We start from the raw sequence: 25,030 nt of genomic DNA, 5'->3' as shown, positions 1-25,030 counted from the left end.
CCATATCGTGCGAACGGGGTGGTCTATGTCGTGCGAACGGAGTGATACAGCCCGCGTCGCCGCCGGGAGCGCAGCGCGAGGCCGAGACCCAGTTGCAGGGCTCGCGGGTATACCAGCAGTGCGGTGGCGCGGCGACGGGCGGCGCGGGTCGGTGCGTTCATTCGTGTTCTCCATCCTGGATCGGTGTGCAGGATTCGAGCCGAATGTCCCGATAGTAATCGTCTGGCAAACTTCGGTTCGAATCAGCGGGTGACGGTGACGAGGCTGATCAGCGACTGTTGCTGCGGACCCGCGCTGTGCAAGGTCTGGCCGAGGTCGCGAATGTAGTCGGTGAGGCGCACGCGCTGACCGGTCCATCCGCGTCCGGCGAACCACTCGGTGGAGTCGGTGCGCGGCTCGTTGTAGATCATCGACACCCACTCCGAACCGGAGTCGTCGCCCTCGGACATGGCCGCCACCGCCTCGGCGGGCAGGGGGTCCATCTGCTCGATGGCGACCCGGCTGCCGGGCGCGCTGAGCGCGGCGACGGCGTCGAAGAGCTGATCCTGCGCGGCGGGGGTCAGGTAGATCAGCAGGCCCTCGATCAGCCAGGCGGTCGCCGCATCGGGGTCGAAACCGCCCTCGCGCAGGGCCTTCGGCCAGTCCTCGCGCAGGTCGACCGCCACCTCGTGGCGTTCGGCGATCGGCTTGTGCCCGGCGGCGGTGAGGGTATTGCGTTTGAACGCCAGCACCTGCGGCTGGTCCAGTTCGTAGAGCACGGTGCCGTCGGGCCAGGGCAGCCGGTAGGCGCGCGAGTCCAGCCCGGCCGCCAGGATCACCACCTGCCGGATGCCCGCCGCGGCGGCCGCGGTCATGAAGTCGTCGAAGTATCGCGTCCGCGCGATCTGATGCTGCTGGAACTGCGCGCCGAAATCCGGTGTCAGCAGCGGATGTTCGGGCGCACGACCCTCGAGCAGATCGACCCATTCCGGGCCCGCCGCGCGCACGAACAGTTCGGCGAACTCGTCCCGGGCCGGTGCGTCGGGCGCGCGTCCGGCCAGGGCGCGGGCGGCGGCCACGAACAGGGCGGTGGATCCGACACTCGTCTTGATGTCCCAAGAATCATCATCGGTACGCATGATCGCCAACGTACTCCGCCTAATGCTCATGGCCGATGCCTCTGCCCAGGACCTGCCATTCACGTCCCCACTCGGACTCACGGCGGTGCGTGAGCACCCGGTGCCCACCCCAGACCAGCATGCTCACGGCGTACCAGGTGCCGAGCACCGTGAGCAGCGCGATATCCAGACCCTGCGCGTCGGCATTGCGCAGGGACCGCGGCGCACCGGTGGGGTGGCCGTTGCGGTTGAGCCAAATGTCGACGGGGTCACCGGATTTCGCGGTATCGGGCACCTCGACCGTGGCATTTCCGGCGTGGCCGAGTTGATTCCATCGGACCGGGGCGCGGGGCTGACCGATCGGTGCGCCGTCGCCGGTGGCGGGGCGGACGGGATCGCCGGTGAGGGTGGCCGTGATCCGGACCTTGCTCGCATTGTCGAGGCGAATGCGCTCCGCGGCCGCGTGTGTCGCGTCGTTGCCCCAGGCCGCCGCCAGCGGCAGGACGGCCACGGCCGCGAGCAGCGCGAGAATCCACAGGCAGCCCTCGAGCCGATCCAGCGGGCGCATGAGGGGATTGCGGCTCCACGGCGCGGTGCGCAGGGTGCGCCGCAGCGTCGAAGGGGAGCGTCTCATCTCGACCGCCTATCCGGTGCCGCACCGGCGCGCCGCGGGCCACCGCGGGCGGGTAGGCCATTGCGGGTCCGGGTTCGGAATCGGTTCCGGCGGTGTGGGATACGGCATCGGATCGGGTGGCTGGGGGACCGGTGGGCCGGGCGAGGGGAACGGCGTCGGCGGATGCGGAACCGGGACGGGTTCGTCGGGCCGCAGCGGTGGCCGCGGCTCGGGTGGTTCGACCGGCGGCACCGTGGCGGTGTGCGTGATCGTGTGTGTCATATCGAGCGCTTACCCCCTCCGGCGGGCGATATGGCACGGTGGTTCGCGTGAACGCCGCATTCGACCTGCTCGGAGAGCACATTCTGTGGACCGACGCCATCGGCAACGTGCTGTCGCTGGCGGTGGTGTGGCTGGCCATGCGCAAGACGGTGTGGACCTGGCCGGTCCAACTGGTCGGTGCGGTCCTGTTGCTGGCGGCGTCGATTCACGCGCACGTGCCCGGAAACGCGCTCAAGCAACTGCTGTTCATCGCGCTCGCGGGTTACGGGTGGCTGGCCTGGACCCGCGGCACCCGTGATCATCAGGACCTCATGGTCCGCCCGGCCTCCCGCCGGGAACGGCTGACCCTGTTGGCGGTCTTGGCGATCGGCACCGCGGCGGTCGCCGAGGCGTTCGCGCACCTGTCCTGGCTGCACATCGCCTGGTCGCCGTGGGCCAACGCCTACGTCTTCGTCGGCAGCGCCATCGCCACCTTCGCCCAGAGCCGGGCGCTCACCGACTTCTGGATCATCTGGATGCTGGTCGATCTGGTCGGCGTCCCTTTGGCCCTGAAGTCCGGTCTGTACGCCTCGGGCGCGGTCTACGGCGTCTTCTTCGTCCTTGTCCTGCTCGGCTACTTCCGCTGGCGGCGCGAATACCGCACCCGCCGAGCAACTCTGGCCGCCACGCCCGCCTGACACCCGTTTCGCGGGAATTGTCCAGTACACGGCCTTCTGGTGCGGGTGGCGCGCCGAAGTGTGCGGATCGCCCGGGATTCTCGCCAACCTGTGGCAACCTTTCCGAGGTTTCAGTGAAGGTTGGGCTCGTGGATCGAGGAGCGGTATATGGCGAAAATGGGTAGGCGGAAGCGGTCCCGACTGATTACGCAGGGACTGATCACCTCCGGCAAGACTAAGCCGCAGGACGCGGCGTCTAAGCCGGTCGAGGCCAAGGCCGCGGCCAAGGCGGAGACGGCGAAGCCCGAGCCGGCGGCCGCGAAGGCGACCGGCGCGAAGGCCAAGGCGGAGGCGAAGCCGAGTGCCGCCGCGGGCGCGCCGGATATCAAGGCGCTCGCGGATCGAGTCAAGGCACGGCGCAAGGAGAACGGCTGGACGCAGGCCGACGTGGCCAAGCAGGGCGGGCCGTCGGCCGGGGCGATCAGCCAGATCGAGCGGTGCCTGATGGAGTCGCCCGCCGAGGATGTGCTGGCCAAGCTGGACGCCGGGCTGGAATGGCCCGCCGGGACCGCCGGTGCCATTCTCGCGGGCAGCGCGGCCGAATTGGTCGGCAGCGCGCGTTAGTTCGCGCGAGCCGTATCCGAAGGGCAAGGCCCCGACCGGTATTCGGTCGGGGCGAAAGTCTCGCCGCCTACGTGTGCGCCGCGCCGTCGATGCGGATCTCGGTGCCGCTGATGAAGCGCCCGTCATCGGAGACCAGCATGGCGATGACGCCCGCCACATTCTCCGGACCGGCCAGCTCGGCCGGATTGTCCTGCGGCAGTACGGCGATCAGGCGACCGAACAGCGACCAGTCGGCGTCCTGCGGCAGGTAGCCCGGCGTCGCGTCGGTAATGCCGGACTTGATGCCGCCCGGCGCGACGCTCACCGCGCGCAGGCCCTGCTTGCCGTATTCGAGGGCCAGCACATGGGTCAGCGTCTGGATGCCGCCCTTGCTCGCGGAGTAGGCGGCCATGTACGGGTGCGCGAAATTGGCCGAGGTCGAGCTGAAATTCACGACGGTGCTGCGCGGGTTGGCCAGCAGCGCGGGCAGCGCCTCGCGGATCACCAGGAATGTTCCGGTCAGGTTCACACCGATGATCTGATTCCACAGCTCCAGCGACGTCTCGTGGGTGTGGGCCGCGCGCAGGATGCCCGCGGCGTTCACCACCGCGTCCAGCCCGCCGAGCGCTTCGACCGCGTCGCGCACGCCCGCGATCACCTCGGCCTCGACGCCGATGTTCATCTCGAAGGTCGTCAGCCGCGCGGCGGTGCCCGCCTCGACGGCCTGCTTGCGGGTCAACTCCAGGCCCTCGGCATTGACGTCGGCCCCGGCGACGACCGCGCCCTCGGCCAGCAGTCGGAGAACGGTGGCCTGCCCGATGCCGGACCCGGCGCCGGTGACCAGAATGCGGCGCTGCTCGAGACGGTTCATGGATCACTTCCTGATCGAGAGAACTACTTTCTGACACGATATGCCATAAATGGCAGGGCGCGCCATAAATACTTTCGGCCCTGGGTACAGTGCCCTTCATGACCAGCGAGCGCCCGTCATGACCAGCGAGGCACCCACGACCCGCGAGCGCGCCCGCGCCGGACGGCCCGCGCTGAGCGAGACCCGGCGCGCGGCCACCCGCCGCGAGGTCGCGCTCGCCGCCGCCCGGCTGTTCATCGAGAAGGGCTACACCGCGACCACGGTCGAGGAGATCGCGGCGGCGGCGGGCATGGGGTTACGCACGTTCTACCGTTACTTCGCGAGCAAGGAAGACGTCCTGGCGCCCCTGCTGGCCATCGGAACCCAGGCCTGGGCAACCGAATTGGCGGCCTGCCCACCCGATCTGCCACTGCGCGAGGCACTCTCGCGCTCCTACCGCAGCGCCACCGGCCGCACGCTGGCCGCCGAGTCCATGCCCGAATCCAGCCTGCGTCCCCTGGTCCGCGCCGCCACCCAGCTGCCCGCGCTGCGTGCCACCTGGCTACGCGTCCAGCAGGACACCGAATCTCAACTCATCCCGATCATCGCCACCCGTACCGCGCGGCCGGTCGACGATCTCGATGTGGCGCTCACCGCGGCCATGGCCAATACCGCGGTGCGGCTGGCCACCGAACTGTGGGCCGCGAGTGAGGATCCGGGCTCCGCCGCCGATTTCGTCGACACCTGCCTGGCCCGGCTCGCCGCGCACCCCCTGCTGTAGTGGTCAGCCGCGCGCCGAGCCGTGCAGCCAGTCGGGCCAGGGGATGGTCCAGTCGCCGTTCTGCCAGATGTCGAGGGGGTCGCCGCCGGTATTGCGGACCTCGACGACGTCGCCGGGGATGACGTAGTCGTAGAACCAGGCGGCGTCGTCGGGGGAGATATTGAGGCAGCCGTGCGAGACGTCGGTATTGCCCTGGGCCCACATGCTGGCGGCCAGTTCGTGGACGTAGATGCCGTCGTGGCTGATGCGTACCGCCTTGTTGATGCTGGTGCGGTAGCCGAGGCCGGAATTGGTGGGCAGGCCGTAGCTGGCGGAGTCCATGATGACCGGGTCCTTGCGGTCCAGGACGGTGTAGACGCCGGGGCGGGTCCAGAACGACAGGGTGCGGCCGCCGATGACCGCGGTGCCGCCCATGCCCATGGAGGTCGGCATGGTGCGCACCAGGTTTCCGTTCTCGAAGACCTCGATCTGTTTGGTGTCGTCGTCGGCGATGGCGACGTGGGCGGGGCCGATGGTGACCGAAATCCGTTGGTCGCGTTGGCCGTACGCGCCGTCGCCCAGCGGCATGCCGAAGAGGTTGGCGGAGACGGTGATTCGGGTTCCGGGGGCGTGGTAGCGCTCGGGCCGCCAATGGGCGTTCCGGTCGTCGAGCCAGTACCACGCGCCGGTGGTGGCGGGTTCGGTGACGACCTGCAGGCAGGGTTCGGCGGCGGCGCGGTCGACGGGCTCGTCGAAGTGGGCGACGAGGACGAAACCCACGCCGTAGACCTCGTTTTCGGCGATCTCGTTCAGGTTGGACGAGCGCAGGGAGACGTCGACGAGGCGATCGGGGTCGACGGTCGTGCAGGTGGCGGTGGCGGTGATATCGCCGGTCGCGCCGTGTGCCACCGCCTTCGCGGTGTAGGTGTGGCCGTATCCGAGCGGTTCGGAGCTCGTCCAGGTGCGGTGGTCGGGTGCCTGGATACCCGGTAGCGCCCTGCCGGTTTCGTCGATCCACTCGACCGAGGTCAGGGTGCCGCCGGTGACCGTGACCAGTCCGGGTCTGCGTGGTTCGACATTGATCAGGCCGGGTGCGGGATCGAAGCGCAGGACCGCGGGTTCGGGTGGCTTGGCGGGTTTGGCGTTCTCGCGGCCGCATCCGGCCAGGGCGAGGCCGCCCACACCGGCAAACCCGAGCAGTAGCTCACGACGTCGCAAACCCACCGTGTGCCTCCCTTCGCCACGTGCCCACGACTGTGAGGACCGGTCTCAGCGTGGGTCAGGACGGATCGGAGGTGGTGAGGACAGGCCGGGACTGAACCGATCCGTCGTCCAACTGTCACCATTCCTCGATCAACTTCGGCGGTCAGTCGGGGTAGGACGGCCAGTTCGACAGCGTCTGATGGAGTGCGTCGACAATGTGCGGCCACGAGTCCGCGGTCGAGCGCGAGTGCGCGAATCCACCCGCGGCCTCCAAGGTGGCGAACCCGTGAAAAGTGCTGCGCAGCAGGCGAGCCGCGTCCAGCCCCTCGCGCTCGTCCAGCCCGTAGCCGCGCAGGATGGCCCCGGTCAACTCGATACTGCGCAGCAGCGCGGGCTCACCGGCGACCTCGGCCGGGTGCATCCGAATCTGCGTGGCCGCGTACCGCTCCGGATACTCGAGCACGTAGGCGCGATAGGCATCGGCGAACGCGACCAGCGCATCCTTCCCGGCCCGCCCGGCCACCGCCGCCCCGATCCGATCATTGAGCTCCCCACTGGCCAACAGCGCCACCCGAACCCGCAGATCATGCAGATTCCGCACATGTACATACAGACTCGGATCCTTCACCCCCACCCGCCGAGCCAGCGCCGACAGCGTGAGCTTCTCGAACCCGATCTCATCGGCGAGTTCCGCCGCCGCCCGAACCACCCGCTCGGTACTCAACCCAACCCGCGGCGACATCCCCGCCTCCTTCCCGCATCACCTCGGCCAGAACCTAACCATCATAGGTTCCAGCCCCGCGACCTAGCCTTGCCCGCCCTCACCGATCCGCAGCACCTTGTCCGTCAAATGCACCCGCCGCACCGTGAACCCCAACGCTCTTCGAATTGGTCACCCACGCAGCGGGAGGGGTCCTACGATGTGCGGATTCGCTGTGGAAGTGACGCGGCGTTCTGAATTTTGGAGTTCGGTTTGGCCGTCGTTGTGCGCCGGGGATATCGGCTGATTGTCGTTGCGATGTGATGGCCGAGTACGAGGTGCCGTTCATGTACGCGCTGTTGGCGCGGGGGTATGCGGTGGTGATTCCGGATTATGCGGGGTTGGGGGCGGCGAATGCGGACAGCTATATGAATCCGGTGGTGGAGGCGCATGTTGCTATCGATGCGGTGCGTGCGGCGCAAAAGCTGGGGCTCGCAACGATTTCCGAGCATGGGCCGGTGGTGTTCACGGGATACTCGCAAGGTGGGAATGCGGCCGGGGGAGTGGCCGAGCAATTGGCCGAGTATTGGGCGGATTTGGATGTCAAGGGTGTGAGTGTGGGGGCCGCGCCGGTGGATTTGGCGTCGTTCTTCGATCGGCTCGACGGCGGATTGTCCGCGGGGCTGGTGGGATACGCGCTGAACGGGCTCGAAGCCGCGCATCCCGAGACCGTGCCCGAGGTGGACGGGATCATGAACCGGGAGGGACGGGGCATGATGGACGCGGTCGCGACCCAGTGCGTGGCGGAAACCACGCTGCGTTACGGCCTGCACCACATCTCGGAGTGGACGAACTCGGGACGACCGCTCGCGCGGGAGCTCACCGAAAACCCGGTCACGCGAGCGGCTCTCGACGATCTGGCGCTCGGGCACCGAACGCCGTCGGTGCCCGTCGCAATGCTCACCGGTGCCAATGATGACGTAGTCCCGCCGGGACCGGTGCGCGAACTCGCTTCGACCTGGTGCGGCGGGGGAGCCACGGTCGCGTTGACCGAGACCGGGCTCCCCACACTGCTTCCCGGCTCGATCCTCGGTCACAGCGCCAATCTCGCGGTCACCTTCTTCGGCACCACACTGTCATGGATCGCGGACCGTTTCGCCGACAAGCCCGCCCCGTCGACCTGTGGATAGCCTTCAGGCTCCAGCTCAGTGCGTTCGATGGGCCGAGATGATCTCGGCGTGTTGATCTTCGGCTGCTCGGGTGGTGTAGTCGGGGGCGGGGAATCGGGTTCCGGTGTGGGAGTCGGCGATTGGGGTACCGACGGTGAGGGGGAGAGGGATTCTGCCTGCCCAGGCTTGGACGCCGTCCTTGAGGCTGGGCGGGCGGGATGGGTAAGGGCCGGTGAGTCGGCCCGGGACGATAGTGTCCACGATGTGTTCGAGGTCGGCGACGCGGTCGGCGGGGTCGTCGATGCGGGTGGCGGTGCCGAATGCGTGCAGGGTGGGGATGACCACGGGTCCGGTGTCGGTGGTGAATCCGACGCGAGCTGCCAATGCCTCGTCGAGAATCGCGTAGGCGGTGGCGCGGTCGTAGGTGACTCGGTCCGGATAACGCCGGGCGATGGTGCGCTCGGTGGGCGCCATGGTCGTCACTCTAGGCACTCATTGCCGCAAGAGGGACAGTTCACTCGAGTTGGTTGTTGCCGGACCTCCAGCCGGATTACTCTGGCCGCACGGGTAAGAAGGCGTCGTATTCCGGCAACGAGCGGAGATGCGAGCAATGACAACGCCACCGTGGCTGAGTCGCGAAGATGGCGAGCGATTCCAAGAGTTCGACCTCGACGTCCTACCGGTGTGGCATATCCGAAACATGGTGCGCGCTTTGCTCGTTCCCGGGACCGGGATCCTCGTCGAGGATGCGGTTCTGGTCGTCGACGAGCTGGTATCGAACGCGCTCGCTCACGGTCGTCCGCCGTGGCGTTGTCGCGTATCGCTGCTGTCCTCGCCGACTCGTCTACGAGTCGAGGTCGACGACTGCGGAGCGGGTGAACCGTACGTGGCCACTCCGGGCACGGCCCCCGGTGGACGGGGGATTGTCCTTGTCGACTGTTTGGCCAATGCGTGGGGAGTCGTTCGATATCCCGGATTCAAGACGGTGTGGGCGGAACTTCCGCTCGACAGGCCGAACTTCCGCGTAGCCAACGCTGCACCGCCACCCTGATTGCGCAACTACACCGAGGTCGTGCAGCATACGGACTCGGTTCAGGCCGCCAGGGCTTCCTCGACCGTGTGGTACAGGGCGAGGTATGCCTCTAGACCAGACATCTCGAGCGGGCGAATGACTGGTCGGTTGGCGTCAACGACGATTCGCAAGGGCTGCTTGCGATTTTCGGCGGCTTTGCTGGCCTCGGCGAGAGTTTGCAGCCCGGCACCGTCGAGAAACCACACTTCGGTCAGGTCGAGGATGCAGTAAGGGCTGCGGGTCGTGTCGAGAGCGGACCGCACCGCCGCCGCCAGCTGTGGCGCGGTGAGGGTATCGACTTCCCCTTGGACCGCAACGACAGCAACATCGTCGATCATCCGGTACCGGACCCGCAGTTCAACCGTCGAGGAGTCCTGTTCATGGTCTGCCACATTGGCGACTATAGAGGGCAGCGCCCGCCCCAGATCGCGCCCGATCGCGCTCGGGCGATCCTCGTTCCCCCTTCAGGCTCCGGGGAATCCGGGTGGGAGGGGAGCGTAGGCGGCCAGGAAGCGGGGGCCCGGGGGTAGGCCGCGCAGGACGGCGCTGATCCACGCCACGGCCGGGATCCAGCCGGTCACCGCGTTGGTGATGTGCTCGGGGGTGGGTGCGGTGTAGAAGCGGAGGTCCGCGCCTCGGTCCCAATAGGATTGGACGGTCGGCAGGACCACCTCGGCGGGTGGGATGAGTTCGTCCCACAGTCCGTGCCACCACAGGATCGGGGTGTCGGGGATGTAGTGGCCGAGACTGTTGTCCTGCAGGACCTTCTGAATCTCCGGAGACGTCTCCAGGGACTTGCCCGGCTGGTAGTAGTCGCTGATCGGGCGGTAGCTGCCGGTGAGGGCGATGGTCGCGTAGCAGCGGTGCTGCAGGTCGGCCACGATCTGCTGGCCCTCGGGGGTGAGCAGGTCGGCGGCGTCGAAGGCTTCGGGGTATTCGCGTGAGAGCGAGGCGAATCCGAGCCACATGGTGAAATTGCTGGTTCCGGTGAGCCCGGGCTGTTCCTGGGTGGCATAGCGGGCCTGGGCCATCAGATCGCCGGGCGCGCCGCCGATACTGGTCCCGAGCAGACGCACATCGGGTGCGTAGGTGGCGCGCAGCTCGGCCGCGCGGATGGAACCCGAGCCGCCGCCGGAATACCCGTACAGGGCGATCCCCGAATCCGTGAGCCCGAGGCCCGGATCGTTTTTCATCGCCCGCAGACTGTCGAGGACCATCTTGCCCTCGGCGTAGGTGTTGAACGTATTGAACTTCCCGTCGAAGTCGGGCACGTTGATGGCGAAGCCCTGCAGCAGCCAGTACACCACCAGCGCGGACTCTTTCATGGTTCCGACCTGCAAGGTGTGCGAGGGATTGCACGACGAGTCGGTCGAGTCGATGGCCTCCTGGAACGACACCACCGGCCGTGCGCTGCCCTGCCACGGAATGCCGGGCACGACCACCGTCGTCGCGGTGACGATCGGATTCCCGTGCACATCCTCCGACCGGAACAGCAACTGCTTGGTGTACACCGGGAACGGCACTCCGAGCAGCCGCGTCTGCACCTCGCGACTGCGCACGATCTGCCCCGGCGCATAGGAATCCAGATCGGCCGGATCGTCGTACCAGGGATCCTGATCCGGCACCGGAATCGGCAACGCCCGATAGATCTGCGGCTCGCTCGGCAACTGCGGCAACTGATTCTGATCCGGCGGAAATACGGGCGGAAACCCCGTATCCGCCTGCGCCACACCGGTTCCCGCCACCACGCACGCGGCCGCCAACGCCACGCCCAACCGCCGCCGTGACTTGTCCATCACACCCTCCGAATCACCATTGATCCGTGCGGCCCGCCACACACGCACCGCTCCTGGACTCAGCTCACCGGAAAGCGCCGCCCGGCACTACTGACAGGCGTCAAATCTGATGCGGGGGCGGATTGTGCACGTGCACAGGGCCGGTCGTGTATTCGATTCTCGGGCGTTCGGCCGTCAATGCCGAGCAAGCCGGAGGGCGGATGGGGGCGCGGGCCGCTGACATCGCGAAACGGCCTACAAAAACGGGGTGGTTGTAACTGTTTCAACAGATATGAAGAACGCCAGCAATTGCTGGGTACATGTTGCGCAAGCCGGGCGGGCCCCGGAGGCAAGTACGTAGAGAAAGTTTACGACCATGCGTAGAGCAACGGCGCTCTTCGCCGCATTACTGTTGGCACTCCTCTTTTCCACCATGACACACCTGACGGCTCCGAAGGCCAATGCCGATGACTGCACCGGTGATTGGGCGATCGGCATCGGCGGGCTCGGCGACAACACGTCGTCGATCTTCGCTCCGTTCGTGAACCAGCCCGTCGGATACAACTCCGCCGACCCGATGTCGGGGTTGAACGAACTCGACCGGCTGTTCTGGCAGCACCGCAACGAATGCGGCGATGACCACATTCGGATCATCGGCCACAGCGAAGGCGCGGGAATCGTGCACGCCTGGGTCACCGCACACCAGGACGTCGATAACGCGAATGCCATTCTGCTGGCGGATCCCAAGCGGGCCGCGGGCCCGGGCGGACCGGGTCTTTCCGCGACTCCCGGCAGCGGCATCATCGGCTATCCCCTTGCGGGCGTCGATGATTGGTTCGGCGGCTTCCCGGTCCTGTCGGTGTGCAATAGCGACGACCAGATCTGCGACACCGACGCGGGCTGGTGGGGTTACCTCTTCGGGGGAGCGCATAGTCGTTACGATTTCAATGTCTGGGACTACGGTGACTGGGATTCCGGCGTCTGGCTCCGGTAATCGATCGAATCCGAAGGGGATCAGTAGCCGAAAGGCACTGGTCCCCTTTGGCTGAACCCGTGCCCCATGGAACTGCACACGGCAGAGCCATTGAAGGTGATCTGGCAGGTCGCCCCGGCATGGGTGATGAAGTACCGCGGATCATGTCCGCTCACCTGGGTGATGGCCGCCAAACCCGGATTCCCGCCCGGCAGCGTATGGCTGCCATTGGAGTTCCACTCCGGATGCGCGGGCGTGGCCGTCGAATCGATAACTATGGCAGGCACATTCGGGAATGGCACCTGCGCTCCGGCATACAGCACATTCATGACGGCGGCCGGAACCGCGAGATCACAACCCACCGCGCCGTCCCCGGCGATGGAGCAGTTCCACTGGTCGAGCGAAAAATACACGGTGTCCCCGACCTGAACCGGACCGCCGGAGTCGTCGGCGTGCGCGCCGCCCGCTCCGAACAACCCGGCAACAATCCCGAGAATCCCCCCGCAAACCCATGCGGTAGTAACTTTCACAGACCTGGACACGGCATCTCCCTGATGCGCAACGATTTACCCGGCCGATTTGGCCATAGAGAAAACGTATCACTATTCGGGCTGGTGGCGAGAGTTCTGTCGAGGGGGCTAACACAATTTCCCGGCCCTAGACTTTCAGGCCGTTGCGATTCACGTAGACGATATGGAAGGAAATCAGCACCGCCAGCACGGCCAGCCATTGCAGGGTGGTCACCAGGGGAATGGCGTCCAGGGGCAGCGAATAGGCGACGACGATCCGAATGACGGCGTCGAGGGCGAAGCCGACACCCCATACCGCGGACAGCACGCGCAGCTGGTGGCGGAAGCGAGAATCGTTGTCCCAGCGCGCATCCCATTCCCGATAACCGGCCTCGCCGACCTTGACGGTGACAATGGTGCGGGCGACGCTGCGCATCATGGGCCGCTGGGTGAACAGCGTGGCCAGAATCCACAACCCGATCGCGCCGAAGAGCCAGCTGTCGCGCACCAGCAGGGTGCGGGGGTCGCCGGTGACGACGGAGACCGCGGTGCCCACCACGATCATGAGCAGTGTGAACAGCGCGACACCGTCGACGCGGCGATGCCGCAGCGCGTCGTAGCCGAGGAACGCGAGGGTGAGCAGCGCCGGGGCGACCAGTGCCGCCCAGGGGTTCACACCGGCCGCGCGCAGTCCGTAGTACGCGCCGATGGGCAGGATCAGCTCCAGGAACAGCTGGCGCGCAATGTGTTTGCGCAGGGCGGCGCGCTTCTGGTCGTCGGTGGGGGTGGTCTGGGCGGAGGTGGCGGGCTGAGTCATGATCAAGCGTCCTTGCGGGTGGCGCGGTCGAAGAGTTCGGCGAGTTCCCGGGCGGCGACGGCGGTGTCGAAGCCGGGATCGTGGGCGGCGCGGGCGATTGCCGCATCGAGAGCGCCGCGAATGGCGGTGATCATCACGACGGGGTCGAAGTCGCGGAAGACCCCCTCGCGCTGACCCGCCCGCAGCAGCTCCACTTGGGCGGCCTGTACGGAACCGAGTTGGTCGAGCAGTCCGAACAGGTGCGGGTCGTCGGTTCCGGCATTGGCGGCGATGTTCGACAGGGCCCGCATGTGTTTCGGGTACTCATCGGCCAGTGCGAGATTCGCGCCGAAGAACGCGGCCATGCGACCCCGATACCCCTGCTCGGCATCGAGTTTCGCGCCCACGTACTCGGCGGCGGTCCCCATGATGCCGGCGACGACCTCGCGCATCAGATCGCCCTTGCCCCGGAAGTGGTAGGAGATCATGCCGGTGCTGCTGAGCCCGGCCTGCTTGGCGATCTTGGCGAACGAGACGTTCGCGTACCCCTGCTCGGCGATGACCTCGATGGCCGCGTCCACGATCTGGGCGCGCCGGGCCGTCTCGGTGAAGGTCCGCTCCGGCTGTTGCTCGCCCGAGTTGAGTTTTGCTTGCATGAGCAAAACCGTACGCGGGTTTGCTCAACCGAGCAAGAGGGTTGGCGGCCGCGGATAAGCCAAAAGTGTTAGCCAGCCGTGTGCCGTCGTCTGATGTTCGGGCCGCGCGAACACCGCATCGTCGAAGGCGACACGGTGACGCAGCGGGCGTCGCCCCTCCGATACGAGGTGAACGGATGATTCAGGCGCGCGGACTCGGCAAGCGCTACGGGCATGTCCCGGCGGTCGACAATCTGTCCTTCGACGTGCGACCCGGCGTGGTCACCGGCTTCCTCGGCCCGAACGGCGCGGGCAAGTCGACCACCATGCGGCTCATGCTCGGGCTCGACCACGGCAGCGGCCGGACCCTGTTCGACGAGCAGACCTACGCCGAACTCGCCGATCCACTGCGGTCGGTGGGCGTGATGCTGGATGCTCGCTCGGTTCACCCCAAGCGCACCGCCCTGGGTCACCTGCGCATGATCGCGGCCGGGGCGGGCATCTGCCCGAGCCGGGTCGACGAGGTGCTCGGACTGGTCGGATTGAGCAATGTGGCCCATCGGCACGCCGGTGGATTCAGCCTCGGTATGCAGCAGCGGCTGGGGTTGGCCGCCGCGCTGCTCGGCGATCCGGCCACGCTGATCCTCGATGAGCCCGCCAACGGTCTGGACCCGGAGGGTGTGCGGTGGCTGCGCGATCTGCTCAAGGGGCTCGCGCGCGAGGGTCGAACCATTTTCGTGTCGTCGCATCTGCTCAATGAGATGGCGCACCTGGCGGATTCGCTCATCGTCATCGGCGCGGGCCGGCTGCTGGCCGCGGAATCGGTGTCGGAGTTCGTGAGCCGCAATTCCGCCCAGCGCATCGTGGCGCGCACGGACAGCCCGGAGGCGCTCGCGGAGATCCTGGGCCGCAATGGCTTCCGCGCACACGTCGAGCCCGGTGGTGCGGTGGTGGTCGAAGGCCACGACCGCCAGCGCGTCGCCGAACTCGCCCTGGGCGCGGGCCTGCTGGTCACCGAGTTGACCCAGGCGCGCACCAGCCTCGAGGACGCCTTCTTCCACGCCACCGCCGACTCCGCCCAGTACCGCGGCCACGCCGCCTGACGCCGACAGGAATTCCCGTCATGTCCAATGCCATTCGCTACGAACTGACCCGCCTGGTCACCGTGCGCTCCACCTGGGTGCTGCTGGCCGTGGGGCTCGCCCTGCAGGGTTTCATCGCCTACCTGTCCGCGAGCCGCGATTACGCCACGCCCGCCGAACAATTCGTGGCCTCGGTCCACGGCCTGCCGCTGGTGCTGGCCGCGCTGTTCGCGACCGCCGTCGCGGTGAACGCCTTCGGGCACGAATACCGCTACGGCACCATCACCACGACCATGCTCACGGTGCGCCGTCCGGGCCGGGTGATGGCCGCGAAGGCGCTCACCGTCGGCGGGCTGTCCGCGATCTACGGGGCCTCGCTGGTGGGTATCACCGTGCTCGTCCAGGGCCTGGTCTCGACGATGCCGCGCGAAATGTCGCATACCGTTTGGGCTTTCGCCGCCGTGCCGGTGTACGTGACGCTGGCCGCGCTGGCCGGTCTCGGCGTCGCCGCGCTCACCCGCAACGCGACCGTCGCCATGGTCGCGGCCGTCGCCTTCCCGACCGTGGTGGAGGTCGGCGGCGTGCTGGCCGGGCTGAGCCCGAAGCTCATGCCGTTCCTGTCCGCCGGGCAGGCGGTACAGCCCGGCGCCGGGAATCCGGTGCTGCTGATGCTTCCGCTGTTCGCCCTGACTGCTGGTTTGCTGTCGGCCGGTGTCGTGCTGCTCGCGCGCCGTGACGTGTGAGGATGCCGGGCCGACTAGGGTTGCCAGGGTGAGCAGGACACGGCGGATCGCGAGGTGGGTCGTCGATGCCGTGCTCGCCCTGGCCTTCGGCAGTGTCGCGCTGTCGGAGGTGGAGACCTCCCCGCTGGGACTGCTGCCCGCCGCGGCGGGCCCGCCGGTGGCGATCGCCGCGGGTGTCGCCCTGCTGTTCCGGCGCTACCGGCCACTGCCCGTGCTGGCGGCCGCCGCGCTCGCGGAGATGCTGGTCGGTGCCTTCGCGCCGCTACTGCTGGCCATCTACACCGTCGCCAATCGCTACGGCAACCGTCGTCCGACCTGGCTGTCGGCACTGGCCGTCCTGATCGCGAGCGTCGTGCCGTGGGGCGCGGGCAGCTACCCTGCCCTGTTCTTCGGCCGCGCCGCGATTGTGACCGTGGTGCTGGCGGTCCCCCTGCTGCTGGGCCTGTGGACCAGTCAGCGCCGGGAAACCCTTGTCGCTCTGCGGGAACGCGCCGAACAGGCCGAGCGTGAACGCGATCTGCGCGCCACCGCGGCCGTGGAGGCCGAGCGGCTGCGCATCGCGGGGGAGCTGCACGATGTGGTGGCACACCGGATCTCGCAGATCACCGTGCTCGCCGGGGCGCTGGAGGTCTCCTCCGACGGCAAACCGGCCGAGATCGCGGGGACCATCCGCACCACGGGCTCACTGGCCTTGACGGAGATGCGGGAACTGTTGGGCATCCTGCGTGAACCGGTAGACACCGCGGCGCAACGGAATTCGACGGATCGCGAGCTGCTGCGCCCCGCACCCGATCTGGCCGCGATCCCCGAACTGGTCTCCGACGCCGTCGCGGCCGGGCAGCGGGTGGAGCTGTCGATGCCCGAGGAACTGCCGACGGTCCCCGGTCCGATCGGCCGCGCCGCCTACCGAATCGTCCAGGAGGCGTTGACCAATGCCGCCAAGCACGCGGCCGGTGCCGAGGTGCGCGCGGCAGTGGCGGTCGTGGACGGCGTTCTCGACGTGGATGTCCGCAACGGCCACGGCGACGACACCCCCTTGGCCGCCCAGGGTTCCGGCTTCGGTCTGCTCGGCATGCGCAAAAGGGTCGAATTGGCCGGTGGCAGTCTGCATTCCGGCCCGCTGGCGGGCGGCGGTTACGTGGTGCACGCGACTTTTCCGCTCGCCGAGCCGGATTCGAGCAATGAATGACGCCGTCATGAGGGAGGTCGCGTGATCCGGGTGGTGCTGCTCGACGACGAGGAGCTGGTCCGCTCCGGCATAGCCATGATTCTGGAGGCGGGCGGCGGCATCGAGGTGGTGGCCCAGGACGCCGACGGCCGCGCCATTGTCGACCTGGTTCACAAGCACCGCCCCGACGTGGTGGTCACCGACATCCGCATGCCCCACGTCGACGGGCTCGAGGTGACCCGCCGCGTACGCGCCCTGCCGGACCCGCCCGCGGTCGTCGTCCTCACCACGTTCGGCCTCGACGAATACGTCTACGCCGCCCTCGAATCCGGTGCCGCGGGCTTCCTGCTCAAGGACACCCCGCCCCGCGAACTGGCCCGCGCCGTCGAGGTGGTCGCCGCGGGCGACGCCATCCTCGCCCCCGCCATCACCAAACGCATGCTCACCGCCTTCACCCAGGGCCCCGCCTCCCAACAGCCCGACGCCCTCGCCCGCCTGGACCAACTCACCGACCGCGAGCGCGAGGTCGCCCTAGCCGTCGCCACCGGCGCGGGCAATGCCGAAATCGCCCGCACCCTCCACATGAGCGAATCCACCGTCAAGGTCCACATCAGCCGCATCATCGCCAAACTCGCCCTCGAAAACCGCACGCAAATAGCAATTCTCGTCCTCCGAGCCGGCCTCGCCTGACCGGCTGCCCTGTTACGGCTCGGGATTCCATTCGATCGCGAGGCCGCCGCCGCTGAAGCGGGTGAGATCGGCGGCGACGATGTCTCGCAGGCGGGCAAGGGAATCGGCATCGGGGCAGTCGAGGCGGATGAGCAGTGCGCCGTCGCCAGCAGTGAGCGCGCAGGTGCCCCAAGGTCCGAAGCGGGCGATGCAGTGGGTGTCGCTGCCGTCGATATGGAGCTGAATGTCATTGGGGGAGTGCGACTTCCCGGCATGGGATCGAAGGCGATCCGCGCGCGGGGATGCCATGGCCTCGGCGTGTGCACGGAACTGGCGGAGGTAGCGGGTGGGGCGATCGGTGGGTATGCGGGCGGCGAGGGCGGGCATGGGAATCAGCGGCGGGTGAAGGCCGCGAGCCAGGCGGCGACCGGGACGGGGGTCGGGTTGATGTCGAGGGTGGCGGGTTCGAGGGAGTCGAGGTGCCAGTCGGCGGCGGGGAAGGCGGATTCGATATCGGTGCGGGAGAGGCGATGCGGGCCCCAGTCACCGGGTTGGCGGTCGCTGAAACCGAGGAGGTGGTAGTGGCCGCCGGGGCGGACGATGGCGGTGAGGCCGGAGACCAGGGCGGCGCGGTCCGCGCCGTCGAAGAGGTGGAACAGGCCGCAGTCCAGGACGGTGTCGAAGGTTTCGCCGAGCGAGGCCAGGTCGAGGGCATTGTGGCGGCGGAAGCTGGCCTTCAACCCCCGGTCGGCGGCCTTGGCGCGAGCCAGCTCGAGGGCCTGCGCGGACTGGTCGATGCCGGTGGCGTCCAAGCCCAGTCCGGCGGCGAGCAGCGCGTGTTCGCCTGTGCCGCAACCGAGATCGAGGACACGGCCGTGGAGTGCGCCCGATTCGGCGAGGGCCGCGAAGGCGGGTTGAGGGCGGTCGATATCCCAGGGCGGCTTGGTCGTGTACAGCGTGTCCGGCGCGTCGGGGTCGTGGTACTCGGGGTGGGGATCGGTCGGCATGCTTCGAATTTATCGAGACACTGTGTCTCTGGTCAAGCGTGTGTGTCTATATGTCGGTCAGTCTGTATGGTTGTCTGGTGCCGAAGCTGTGGAACGACACGATCGACGCCCATCGTCGCGGAGTGACCGATGCGATCCTGGATGCCGCGGCGGCCTTGGCCTTCCAGCAGGGCCTGCGTGGGGTGACCATGTCGCAGGTGGCCGAGCGGGCCGGGATCGGGCGCGCGACGCTGTACAAGTACTTCCCCGATGTGGAGACGATTCTGCGGACCTGGCACGGCCGCCGCATCGAAGCCCATCTCGGTGAACTGGTCAAGGTCCGGGACGGGCAGGGGAGCGCACGCGACCGCCTCACCGCCGTGCTCACCGCCTACGCCCACATCGCCCGCCAAACCGGCGCCCACGACCGCGAATTGGTGACCTTCCTGCATCCCGACGAACAGATCGTCAACGCGCGGAACCAGCTTCGCGAACTGATCCGCGCACTGCTCGAAGAGGCCGCCGCCGCAGGCGAATTGCGCACCGACATCCCGTCCACGGAGCTGGCCGCCTACTGCCTGCACGCGCTGTCGGCGGCGGCCGACGCGACCTCCGAGGCGGCGGTCGCCCGACTGGTCACCGTGACCGCGGCCGGTCTGCGAGCAGACTGAGCGCTCTGCCAAATTGTGAGTTGGGCTGCGCGTGCTGGTGGCGTGGCGCACACTGGGCTCCTGGCAAACGCCGTGTGAGGGCGGCGTTTTCACTCGGGAGCAAGCATGACGGCAACCCATTCTCAATCCGATGATGAACGACGGCTCGCCGAACTCGGATACAAACAGGATTTGGCGCGATCCTGGTCCGGATTCTCCAACTTCGCCATCAGTTTCACGATCGTGTCGATTCTGACCGGTGGTCTGGCGAGTTATGGGATCGGGTTGCAGAACGGCGGGCCCATCACCATGGCGTGGGGGTGGCCGCTGGTGTCGGTGATGGTGTTGTTCGTCGGCTTGGCCATGGCCGAATTAGCGTCCGCCTACCCGACTTCCGGCGGCCTGTACTGGTGGGCGGCGGAGTTGGGCGGCCCGGTGTGGGGTTGGTTCACCGGCTGGTTCAATCTGATCGGGCAGATCGCGGTGACCGCGGCCATCGATTACGGCGCGGCGATCTTCACGACCGTGGTGCTGAACGTGATCGGCTGGGACATCGGCACCGACCGCAATGCCATCTTCATGGTGTTCGCCGGAATCCTGGTGCTGCACGCGGTGCTCAATGTGATCGGCCCGCACCTGTCGGCGGTCATCAACAATGTGTCGGCCTGGTGGCATGTGGGCGGTGTCGCGCTGTTCGTGCTGGTGCTCGGGTTCGGCGCGAATCACCATCAGAGCATTGGTTTCGTGTTCACCAAGACCGTGGACAACAGCGCGATCGGATTCGGCGGCGTCGCTTTCAGTTTCCTGCTCGGCCTGCTGCACGCGCAGTACACGTTCACCGGCTACGACGCCTCGGCACACATGTCGGAGGAGACGCACGACGCCTCGCGGATGGCGGCCAAGGGCATCATCAATACGATCATCGTCTCGGCCGTCGCGGGCTATCTGCTGATTCTGGCGGTGACCTTCGCCATCCCGAATCTGGACGACGCCCTGGATCCGACGAAGAACAGCGGCTACCCGGTCATCTACATTCTGCAGAACTCACTGAATTCGTTCTGGTCGGGCTTCCTGCTGATCATCGCGGCGGTGGCCCAATTGTTCTGCGGCTACGCCTCGGTCACCGCGGCGTCCCGCATGCTGTTCGCGTTCGCCCGCGACGGCGCGGTGCCCGGGTCGAAGCTGTGGTCGTCGCTGTCGGCGCGCAAGGTGCCGGTGAACGCGGTGTTGTTCGTGTCGGTGTTCGCGTTCATTCTGCTGATTCCGTCGATGCTGGTGCCCGAGGCGAATGCCCCGACCGCCTACGCGGCGGCGACCTCGGTGGCGACCATCGGCCTCTACATCGCCTACGGCATCCCGGTGCTGCTGCGGCTGCGCCACGGCGACCGATTCCAGACCGGGCCCTGGCAATTGGGCCGCTGGTATCGCCCCATCGGGATCATCGCGCTGGTCTGGATCGTGTTCATCAGCCTGCTGTTCATCCTGCCCACCGATGACCACGGCTATCCGTGGGTGGACGGATTCACCTGGAACGCGGTCAATTACGCGCCGATCACCCTGGTCGGAGTGGTCGGGGCGATCGCCATCTGGTGGTTCGCCTCGGCGCGGCGCTGGTTCACCGGGCCGAAGCGGACCGTGGAGGAGCCGCCGGGGACCGAAGCCCCCGTCGGCGCCTGACTAGATCGGCGTCACGTACGCGCCGGAAATGCCGCCGTCCACCAGGAATTGCGACGCGGTGATGAAGGAGGAATCGTCGCTGGCGAGAAAGGCCACGGCGGCGGCGATTTCCTCCGGTTCGGCGAACCGTCCGACCGGAATGTGGACCAGTCGGCGCGCGGCCCGCTCCGGATCCTTGGCGAACAATTCCTGCAGCAGGGGAGTGTTGACCGGTCCCGGGCACAGCGCGTTGACGCGAATCCCCTGGCGCGCGAACTGCACCCCGAGCTCCCGGCTCATGGACAGCACGCCGCCCTTGGAGGCGGTATAGGAGATCTGCGAGGTGGCCGCGCCCATGACCGCGACGAACGACGCGGTATTGATGACCGACCCCTTACCCCGCTCGAGCATGTGCTCGATGGCGTATTTGCTGCACAGGTAGACCGAGGTCAGATTGACCTCCTGCACCCGCCGCCACGCCTCGATGCCGGTGGTGAGGATCGAATCGTCCTCCGGCGGTGAGATTCCCGCGTTGTTGAACGCGATGTCGAGTCCGCCGTAGGCGTCCACGGCGGTCTGGAACATGGCCTTCACCTGCTCCTCGTCGGTGACGTCCACCTTCACGTACAGTCCGCCGACCTCGGCCGCGGCGGCCTCACCGCTGGTGGCGTCGATATCGGCGACCACGACCTTCGCGCCCTCCTGGGCGAAGCGCCGGACGGTGGCGAGGCCGATGCCGCTGCCGCCGCCGGTGACGACCGCGACTCGATCCTGTAAGCGCTGCAACGTATCTCCTTCGAATGGGTGGCGGGTCCTACTCGGTGGCGAGGAAGACGTTCTTGGTTTCGGTGAAGGCGCGCGCGGCGTCGGGGCCGAGCTCGCGACCCAGCCCGGACTGTTTGAAGCCGCCGAACGGTGTCCAATACCGCACGGAGGAATGCGAATTCACCGACAGGTTGCCGGCCTCGACACCGCGGGCGACGCGCAGGGCGCGCCCGACGTCGGAGGTCCAGATGGAGCCGGACAGGCCGTATTCGGTGTCATTGGCCAGGCGCAGCGCGTCGGCCTCGTCCTCGAATGGCAGCACCGTCACGACCGGGCCGAACACTTCCTCGGTGAGGATGCGATCCGCGGGGCCCGAGGGCAGGACAACCGTGGGCGGGAACCAGAATCCGGGTCCCTCGGGTTTGGTGCCGGTGAAGGCGATCTTCGTGGACGGCTCCAGGAATCCGGCGACGCGGTCGCGGTGCGCGGCGGAGATGAGCGGACCCATCTCGGTGCTCGCATCGGAGGGATCGCCGACCACGACGCCCTGCACGGCCGGTTCCAGTAGTTCCAGAAAGCGGTCGAACACGCTGCGCTGCACCAGGATTCGGGAGCGCGCGCAGCAGTCCTGCCCGGCATTGTCGAACACCCCGTACGGCGCGGTGGCGGCGGCCCGCTCCAGATCGGCGTCGGCGAACACGATATTGGCGCTCTTGCCGCCCAATTCGAGGGTCACCCGTTTCACCTGCTCGGCGCACCCGGCCATGATCTGCTTGCCGACCTCGGTGGACCCGGTGAACACCACCTTCCGCACGGCCGGATGGGTGACGAACCGCGCCCCGACCACCGAGCCCTTGCCCGGCAGCACCTGGAACACATGCTCGGGCAGACCCGCTTCCAGTGCCAGCTCGCCGAGCCGGATGGCGGTGAGCGGGGTGAGTTCGGCGGGTTTGAGCACCACCGTGTTCCCGGCGGCCAGCGCGGGTCCGAAGCCCCAGCCCGCGATCGGCATGGGGAAGTTCCACGGCACGATGATGCCGACCACGCCGAGCGGTTCGCAGAAGGTGATGTCCACCCCGCCCGGCACCGGAATCTGGTTGCCCAGCAGCCGTTCCGGCATGCCCGCGCTGTAGTGCAGCACGTCGCGGACGTTGCCCGCCTCCCAGCGCGCGTTGCCGATGGTGTGGCCCGCATTGCTCACCTCGAGCCGGGCCAGCTGCTCGATCTCGGCGTCGACCGCGTCGGCGAAGCGCCGTAACAACCGGGCCCGATCGCCGGGTGCGACGGCCCGCCAGCCCTCGAACGCGCGCTGGGCCCGCGCGATGGCGGCATCGGTGGCGGCCTCGTCGGCCAGGCCGATGGTGGCCATCACCTGTTCGGTCGCGGGGTTGATGACGTCGGTCGTGGTCACCGGTTGCGTTCCTTTCCGTACTGTGTCGCGCGATCGACCAGGGCCCGCATGAGGCGGAGCTCGGTCGCGTTCTCTTCCGGATGCCATTGCACGCCCAGCAGAAACGGGCCGTCGCGGGTCTCGACCGCCTCGATGGTGCCGTCCGGGGCGTGGGCGGAGGCGACGAGTTCCGGGGCGAGGGTGTCGATGGCCTGATGGTGGTGGCAGTGCGCCTTCACCTCGGGGCCCACGATGGCGGCGGCCAGGCTGCCGGGGGTGGTGGTGACGGTGGTGACCGTGAAAACCCCGGGCGCGCGGTTGTGTTCGGCGTGGCCGAGGACATCGGGCAGGTGTTGGTGCAGGGTGCCGCCCAGCGCGACGTTCACCAGTTGCAGGCCGCGGCACACCGCAAGTACCGGCAGGTCCGCGGCTCGGGCGAGGGCGAACAGACCGAATTCGGATTCGTCGCGGTCCAGGCGCAGCGCGCCGGTCGCCGGATGCGGGTCCGCGCCGTAGCGGTCCGGATCCAGGTCGGCTCCGCCGGTGAGCAGCAGACCGTCGAGGCGCTCGACGAGTTCCGGGCGCGGAGTTCCGGTGGGCGGCAACAGGACCGGGATGCCGCCCGCGCGCACGGTCATGTCGACGTAGGTGCGCGAGAGCACGGCGGCGTCGACATCCCAGTGGCCGAAGCGGGTGCGTTCGGAATAGGTGGGCAGCCCGATGATCGGCCGGCGAGTCATGTCAGAGTCGTTCGAAGCCACGCACCCGCTCCCAGTCCGTTACGGCCGCATCGTAGGCGTCCAGCTCGACCTGCGCGGCATTGCGGTAGTGCCGCACCACCCCCGGGCCGAACGCCTTCTGCGCGATCTTGCTCTCCCCGAACAGCTGCGCCGCCTCCCGCAGGGTATACGGGACGCGCGGGCGGTGCGAGCGGTACGCGTTGCCGTGGAACTCCGGTTCCAGCGGCAGCTGGTGTTCGATGCCGTGCAATCCGGCGGCAATGGACGCGGCGACGGCCAGATACGGGTTGACGTCGCCGCCCGGAATGCGGTTCTCCAGTCGCAGCGACGGGCCGTGGCCGACGATGCGCAGCGCGCAGGTGCGATTGTCGCGTCCCCAGGCCAGCGCGGTGGGTGCGAAGCTTCCGGCCTGGAATCGCTTGTAGGAGTTGATGTTCGGTGCCAGAAAGTACGTCAGCTCGCGCAGACTGTCCAGTTGTCCGGCGATGAAGTGCCGCATGAGCGCCGAGGGCCCGTCGCCGTCGGCGAACACCGGTTCACCGGCCGCGTTGCGCAAGCTCAGGTGGATGTGACAGGAATTGCCCTCCCGCTCATTGTATTTGGCCATGAAGGTGATGCTGCGGCCCTCCTGGGCGGCGATCTCCTTGGCCCCGGTCTTGTAGATGGTGTGGTTGTCGCAGGTGGTCAGGGCCTCGTCGTAGCGGAAGGCGATCTCGTGCTGGCCGGGATTGCATTCGCCCTTGGCGGACTCGACATACATTCCCGCGCCGGACATTTCGGTGCGGATGCGGCGCAGCAGGGGTTCGATGCGGCTGGTGCCGAGCATCGAGTAGTCGACGTTGTACTGATTGGCCGGGGTCAGGTCGCGGTAGCCGCGGTGGAAGGCCGCCTCGTAGCTGTCGTCGAAGACCAGGAACTCCAGCTCGGTACCCACATACGCGTGTAAACCGTGTTCGGCCAAGCGGTCCAGCTGGGCCCGCAGCACCTGCCGCGGTGACGCGGCGACGGGTTGCCCCTGTGCACCGTGCGGGTCCACCTGTTCCACATCGCAGAGCACCAGGGCGGTGCCCGGCAACCATGGAATGAGCCGCAGCGTGCTCAGATCCGGCCGCAGGACGAAGTCCCCGTACCCCGTCTCCCACGAGGACATCTCGTACCCGTCGACGGTGGTCATCTCCACATCGACGGCGAGCAGATAGTTGCACGCCTCCGTCGCGTGATCGAGCACCTCCTCCACGAAATACCGTGCCGAACAACGCTTCCCCTGTAACCGCCCCTGCATATCGGTCATGGCCACCAGGACGGTGTCCAGGGTTCCCGCCTCGACCAGCCGCACCAGCTCCGCCGCACTCAACATCCCGGCCCGCATCTCGACCCCTCTCGACGTCAATGGGCCTACGCTAGGCGAACCCGCGCCCCCGTGTGCCCGAATAGCCCAGAGACCATCGCGTGTTCCAGCGGGGCAGACCCGTTGAGCGGCCGGGATAT

General features: G+C 67.7%; 30 protein-coding genes. 12 read left to right on the top strand and 18 right to left on the bottom strand.

Annotated features, from left to right (window positions below; translation table 11 throughout):
* Positions 1–23: 23 nt before the first annotated feature.
* From VMT65_RS11585 to VMT65_RS11575, 3 genes are all read right to left on the bottom strand, one after another.
* Positions 24–161, bottom strand: a complete 138-nt coding sequence (locus VMT65_RS11585) for a hypothetical protein (protein ID WP_326308100.1) — start codon at positions 159–161, stop codon at positions 24–26.
* Between the two features lie 81 nt (positions 162–242).
* Complete coding sequence (locus VMT65_RS11580) at positions 243–1,118, bottom strand: SAM-dependent methyltransferase (protein ID WP_326308099.1); 876 nt, start codon at positions 1,116–1,118, stop codon at positions 243–245.
* Positions 1,119–1,137: 19 nt separating this feature from the next.
* Positions 1,138–1,731, bottom strand: coding sequence for an Rv1733c family protein (locus tag VMT65_RS11575; RefSeq protein ID WP_326308098.1), 594 nt, complete (start codon positions 1,729–1,731; stop codon positions 1,138–1,140).
* A 308-nt stretch (positions 1,732–2,039) separates the two neighbouring features.
* Between VMT65_RS11575 and pnuC the strand changes: the two genes are divergently transcribed.
* Both pnuC and VMT65_RS11565 read left to right on the top strand, forming a co-directional pair.
* Positions 2,040–2,669 carry a nicotinamide riboside transporter PnuC gene (gene pnuC / locus VMT65_RS11570; RefSeq protein ID WP_326308097.1) on the top strand — a complete coding sequence of 210 codons (630 nt, stop codon included), beginning with the start codon at positions 2,040–2,042 and terminating at the stop codon, positions 2,667–2,669.
* A gap of 147 nt (positions 2,670–2,816) precedes the next feature.
* Positions 2,817–3,272, top strand: a complete 456-nt coding sequence (locus tag VMT65_RS11565) for a helix-turn-helix domain-containing protein (RefSeq protein ID WP_326308096.1) — start codon at positions 2,817–2,819, stop codon at positions 3,270–3,272.
* A 67-nt stretch (positions 3,273–3,339) separates the two neighbouring features.
* On the opposite strand, the gene VMT65_RS11560 is transcribed toward VMT65_RS11565, so the two are convergent.
* Positions 3,340–4,122, bottom strand: a complete 783-nt coding sequence (locus tag VMT65_RS11560; protein WP_326308095.1) for an SDR family NAD(P)-dependent oxidoreductase — start codon at positions 4,120–4,122, stop codon at positions 3,340–3,342.
* A 118-nt stretch (positions 4,123–4,240) separates the two neighbouring features.
* Between VMT65_RS11560 and VMT65_RS11555 the strand changes: the two genes are divergently transcribed.
* Positions 4,241–4,882 (top strand): TetR family transcriptional regulator, encoded by a 642-nt coding sequence (locus tag VMT65_RS11555; RefSeq protein ID WP_326308094.1) that lies wholly within the window; start codon positions 4,241–4,243, stop codon positions 4,880–4,882.
* A 3-nt stretch (positions 4,883–4,885) separates the two neighbouring features.
* On the opposite strand, the gene VMT65_RS11550 is transcribed toward VMT65_RS11555, so the two are convergent.
* Entirely contained in the window at positions 4,886–6,085 is a 1,200-nt protein-coding gene (locus VMT65_RS11550) for a L,D-transpeptidase (protein WP_326308093.1), read from the bottom strand.
* 142 nt (positions 6,086–6,227) lie between these two features.
* The gene (locus tag VMT65_RS11545; protein ID WP_326308092.1) at positions 6,228–6,806 is read right to left on the bottom strand and encodes a TetR/AcrR family transcriptional regulator; all 579 of its coding nucleotides are present in this window, start codon (positions 6,804–6,806) and stop codon (positions 6,228–6,230) included.
* 281 nt (positions 6,807–7,087) lie between these two features.
* Between VMT65_RS11545 and VMT65_RS11540 the strand changes: the two genes are divergently transcribed.
* The gene (locus VMT65_RS11540) at positions 7,088–7,954 is read left to right on the top strand and encodes an alpha/beta fold hydrolase (RefSeq protein ID WP_326308091.1); all 867 of its coding nucleotides are present in this window, start codon (positions 7,088–7,090) and stop codon (positions 7,952–7,954) included.
* A gap of 15 nt (positions 7,955–7,969) precedes the next feature.
* Here VMT65_RS11540 and VMT65_RS11535 read toward each other — a convergent pair whose 3' ends face one another.
* Positions 7,970–8,407, bottom strand: a complete 438-nt coding sequence (locus VMT65_RS11535; protein WP_326308090.1) for a hypothetical protein — start codon at positions 8,405–8,407, stop codon at positions 7,970–7,972.
* Between the two features lie 127 nt (positions 8,408–8,534).
* Here VMT65_RS11535 and VMT65_RS38410 point away from each other — a divergent pair, with 127 nt between their 5' ends.
* Positions 8,535–8,984 carry an ATP-binding protein gene (locus VMT65_RS38410; RefSeq protein WP_442790216.1) on the top strand — a complete coding sequence of 150 codons (450 nt, stop codon included), beginning with the start codon at positions 8,535–8,537 and terminating at the stop codon, positions 8,982–8,984.
* A 41-nt stretch (positions 8,985–9,025) separates the two neighbouring features.
* On the opposite strand, the gene VMT65_RS11530 is transcribed toward VMT65_RS38410, so the two are convergent.
* Positions 9,026–9,397, bottom strand: coding sequence for an STAS domain-containing protein (locus tag VMT65_RS11530; RefSeq protein WP_326308089.1), 372 nt, complete (start codon positions 9,395–9,397; stop codon positions 9,026–9,028).
* 72 nt (positions 9,398–9,469) lie between these two features.
* Positions 9,470–10,801, bottom strand: a complete 1,332-nt coding sequence (locus VMT65_RS11525) for a lipase family protein (RefSeq protein ID WP_326308088.1) — start codon at positions 10,799–10,801, stop codon at positions 9,470–9,472.
* 355 nt (positions 10,802–11,156) lie between these two features.
* On the opposite strand from VMT65_RS11525, the gene VMT65_RS11520 reads away from it, so the two are divergent.
* Positions 11,157–11,774 (top strand): hypothetical protein, encoded by a 618-nt coding sequence (locus VMT65_RS11520; protein WP_326308087.1) that lies wholly within the window; start codon positions 11,157–11,159, stop codon positions 11,772–11,774.
* 20 nt (positions 11,775–11,794) lie between these two features.
* Here VMT65_RS11520 and VMT65_RS11515 read toward each other — a convergent pair whose 3' ends face one another.
* The 3 genes from VMT65_RS11515 to VMT65_RS11505 all read right to left on the bottom strand — a co-directional run bounded on the left by VMT65_RS11515 (position 11,795) and on the right by VMT65_RS11505 (position 13,714).
* Positions 11,795–12,229 carry a hypothetical protein gene (locus VMT65_RS11515; RefSeq protein ID WP_326308086.1) on the bottom strand — a complete coding sequence of 145 codons (435 nt, stop codon included), beginning with the start codon at positions 12,227–12,229 and terminating at the stop codon, positions 11,795–11,797.
* 181 nt (positions 12,230–12,410) lie between these two features.
* A complete protein-coding gene (locus VMT65_RS11510) occupies positions 12,411–13,079 on the bottom strand; it encodes a VC0807 family protein (RefSeq protein ID WP_326308085.1) in 669 nt (222 codons plus the stop codon).
* A gap of 2 nt (positions 13,080–13,081) precedes the next feature.
* A complete protein-coding gene (locus VMT65_RS11505) occupies positions 13,082–13,714 on the bottom strand; it encodes a TetR/AcrR family transcriptional regulator (protein ID WP_326308084.1) in 633 nt (210 codons plus the stop codon).
* A 176-nt stretch (positions 13,715–13,890) separates the two neighbouring features.
* Here VMT65_RS11505 and VMT65_RS11500 point away from each other — a divergent pair, with 176 nt between their 5' ends.
* From VMT65_RS11500 to VMT65_RS11485, 4 genes are read left to right on the top strand one after another with little or no spacing between them, the layout of a single operon-like run.
* Positions 13,891–14,796, top strand: coding sequence for an ATP-binding cassette domain-containing protein (locus tag VMT65_RS11500; protein WP_326308083.1), 906 nt, complete (start codon positions 13,891–13,893; stop codon positions 14,794–14,796).
* 20 nt (positions 14,797–14,816) lie between these two features.
* Entirely contained in the window at positions 14,817–15,518 is a 702-nt protein-coding gene (locus tag VMT65_RS11495) for an ABC transporter permease (RefSeq protein ID WP_326308082.1), read from the top strand.
* 28 nt (positions 15,519–15,546) lie between these two features.
* The gene (locus tag VMT65_RS11490; RefSeq protein WP_326308081.1) at positions 15,547–16,707 is read left to right on the top strand and encodes a sensor histidine kinase; all 1,161 of its coding nucleotides are present in this window, start codon (positions 15,547–15,549) and stop codon (positions 16,705–16,707) included.
* Between the two features lie 21 nt (positions 16,708–16,728).
* Entirely contained in the window at positions 16,729–17,376 is a 648-nt protein-coding gene (locus VMT65_RS11485) for a response regulator transcription factor (RefSeq protein WP_326308080.1), read from the top strand.
* A 12-nt stretch (positions 17,377–17,388) separates the two neighbouring features.
* Here the strand turns inward: VMT65_RS11485 and VMT65_RS11480 are convergent, their stop codons facing one another.
* On the bottom strand, positions 17,389–17,742 hold the full coding sequence (locus VMT65_RS11480) for a DUF2218 domain-containing protein (protein WP_326308079.1): 354 nt from the start codon (positions 17,740–17,742) through the stop codon (positions 17,389–17,391).
* A gap of 5 nt (positions 17,743–17,747) precedes the next feature.
* Positions 17,748–18,362, bottom strand: coding sequence for a class I SAM-dependent methyltransferase (locus tag VMT65_RS11475; protein WP_326308078.1), 615 nt, complete (start codon positions 18,360–18,362; stop codon positions 17,748–17,750).
* Positions 18,363–18,439: 77 nt separating this feature from the next.
* Between VMT65_RS11475 and VMT65_RS11470 the strand changes: the two genes are divergently transcribed.
* A complete protein-coding gene (locus tag VMT65_RS11470) occupies positions 18,440–19,012 on the top strand; it encodes a TetR/AcrR family transcriptional regulator (RefSeq protein WP_326308077.1) in 573 nt (190 codons plus the stop codon).
* Positions 19,013–19,117: 105 nt separating this feature from the next.
* Entirely contained in the window at positions 19,118–20,668 is a 1,551-nt protein-coding gene (locus tag VMT65_RS11465; protein ID WP_326308076.1) for an amino acid permease, read from the top strand.
* Here the strand turns inward: VMT65_RS11465 and VMT65_RS11460 are convergent, their stop codons facing one another.
* From VMT65_RS11460 to VMT65_RS11445, 4 genes are read right to left on the bottom strand one after another with little or no spacing between them, the layout of a single operon-like run.
* On the bottom strand, positions 20,669–21,433 hold the full coding sequence (locus VMT65_RS11460; RefSeq protein ID WP_326308075.1) for a 3-oxoacyl-ACP reductase: 765 nt from the start codon (positions 21,431–21,433) through the stop codon (positions 20,669–20,671).
* Between the two features lie 28 nt (positions 21,434–21,461).
* Positions 21,462–22,823, bottom strand: coding sequence for an aldehyde dehydrogenase family protein (locus VMT65_RS11455; protein ID WP_326308074.1), 1,362 nt, complete (start codon positions 22,821–22,823; stop codon positions 21,462–21,464).
* Positions 22,820–23,542: a gamma-glutamyl-gamma-aminobutyrate hydrolase family protein gene (locus tag VMT65_RS11450; protein WP_326308073.1), complete on the bottom strand. Its 723-nt coding sequence runs from the start codon at positions 23,540–23,542 to the stop codon at positions 22,820–22,822. The genes VMT65_RS11455 and VMT65_RS11450 overlap by 4 nt, the downstream gene beginning before the upstream one ends.
* Before the next feature lies 1 nt (position 23,543).
* Complete coding sequence (locus VMT65_RS11445; RefSeq protein ID WP_442790243.1) at positions 23,544–24,911, bottom strand: glutamine synthetase family protein; 1,368 nt, start codon at positions 24,909–24,911, stop codon at positions 23,544–23,546.
* Positions 24,912–25,030 lie beyond the last annotated feature (119 nt).

Origin of the sequence: Nocardia sp. CDC153 (genome assembly GCF_035818515.1) — a bacterium.
In the GTDB taxonomy this organism is placed as follows: Bacteria; Actinomycetota; Actinomycetes; order Mycobacteriales; family Mycobacteriaceae; genus Nocardia.
The sequence above is the reverse complement of the archived record's forward strand: the minus strand, read 5'-3'. Positions and strand labels throughout refer to the sequence as shown.

Excerpts from the sequence above, each read along its gene's own strand:
- VMT65_RS11445 (WP_442790243.1), bottom strand. The coding sequence starts at position 24,911 with ATGCGGGCCGGGATGTTGAGTGCGGCGGAGCTGGTGCGGCTGGTCGAG.
- VMT65_RS11465 (WP_326308076.1), top strand. The coding sequence starts at position 19,118 with ATGACGGCAACCCATTCTCAATCCGATGATGAACGACGGCTCGCCGAA.
- VMT65_RS11535 (WP_326308090.1), bottom strand. The coding sequence starts at position 8,407 with ATGGCGCCCACCGAGCGCACCATCGCCCGGCGTTATCCGGACCGAGTC.
- VMT65_RS11555 (WP_326308094.1), top strand. The coding sequence starts at position 4,241 with ATGACCAGCGAGGCACCCACGACCCGCGAGCGCGCCCGCGCCGGACGG.
- VMT65_RS11545 (WP_326308092.1), bottom strand. The coding sequence starts at position 6,806 with ATGTCGCCGCGGGTTGGGTTGAGTACCGAGCGGGTGGTTCGGGCGGCG.
- VMT65_RS11560 (WP_326308095.1), bottom strand. The coding sequence starts at position 4,122 with ATGAACCGTCTCGAGCAGCGCCGCATTCTGGTCACCGGCGCCGGGTCC.
- VMT65_RS11585 (WP_326308100.1), bottom strand. The coding sequence starts at position 161 with ATGAACGCACCGACCCGCGCCGCCCGTCGCCGCGCCACCGCACTGCTG.
- VMT65_RS11580 (WP_326308099.1), bottom strand. The coding sequence starts at position 1,118 with ATGCGTACCGATGATGATTCTTGGGACATCAAGACGAGTGTCGGATCC.
- VMT65_RS11475 (WP_326308078.1), bottom strand. The coding sequence starts at position 18,362 with ATGCCGACCGATCCCCACCCCGAGTACCACGACCCCGACGCGCCGGAC.
- VMT65_RS11520 (WP_326308087.1), top strand. The coding sequence starts at position 11,157 with ATGCGTAGAGCAACGGCGCTCTTCGCCGCATTACTGTTGGCACTCCTC.
- VMT65_RS11505 (WP_326308084.1), bottom strand. The coding sequence starts at position 13,714 with ATGCAAGCAAAACTCAACTCGGGCGAGCAACAGCCGGAGCGGACCTTC.
- VMT65_RS11565 (WP_326308096.1), top strand. The coding sequence starts at position 2,817 with ATGGCGAAAATGGGTAGGCGGAAGCGGTCCCGACTGATTACGCAGGGA.
- VMT65_RS38410 (WP_442790216.1), top strand. The coding sequence starts at position 8,535 with ATGCGAGCAATGACAACGCCACCGTGGCTGAGTCGCGAAGATGGCGAG.
- VMT65_RS11510 (WP_326308085.1), bottom strand. The coding sequence starts at position 13,079 with ATGACTCAGCCCGCCACCTCCGCCCAGACCACCCCCACCGACGACCAG.
- VMT65_RS11500 (WP_326308083.1), top strand. The coding sequence starts at position 13,891 with ATGATTCAGGCGCGCGGACTCGGCAAGCGCTACGGGCATGTCCCGGCG.
- VMT65_RS11495 (WP_326308082.1), top strand. The coding sequence starts at position 14,817 with ATGTCCAATGCCATTCGCTACGAACTGACCCGCCTGGTCACCGTGCGC.
- VMT65_RS11575 (WP_326308098.1), bottom strand. The coding sequence starts at position 1,731 with ATGAGACGCTCCCCTTCGACGCTGCGGCGCACCCTGCGCACCGCGCCG.
- VMT65_RS11450 (WP_326308073.1), bottom strand. The coding sequence starts at position 23,542 with ATGACTCGCCGGCCGATCATCGGGCTGCCCACCTATTCCGAACGCACC.
- VMT65_RS11540 (WP_326308091.1), top strand. The coding sequence starts at position 7,088 with ATGGCCGAGTACGAGGTGCCGTTCATGTACGCGCTGTTGGCGCGGGGG.
- VMT65_RS11525 (WP_326308088.1), bottom strand. The coding sequence starts at position 10,801 with ATGGACAAGTCACGGCGGCGGTTGGGCGTGGCGTTGGCGGCCGCGTGC.
- VMT65_RS11480 (WP_326308079.1), bottom strand. The coding sequence starts at position 17,742 with ATGCCCGCCCTCGCCGCCCGCATACCCACCGATCGCCCCACCCGCTAC.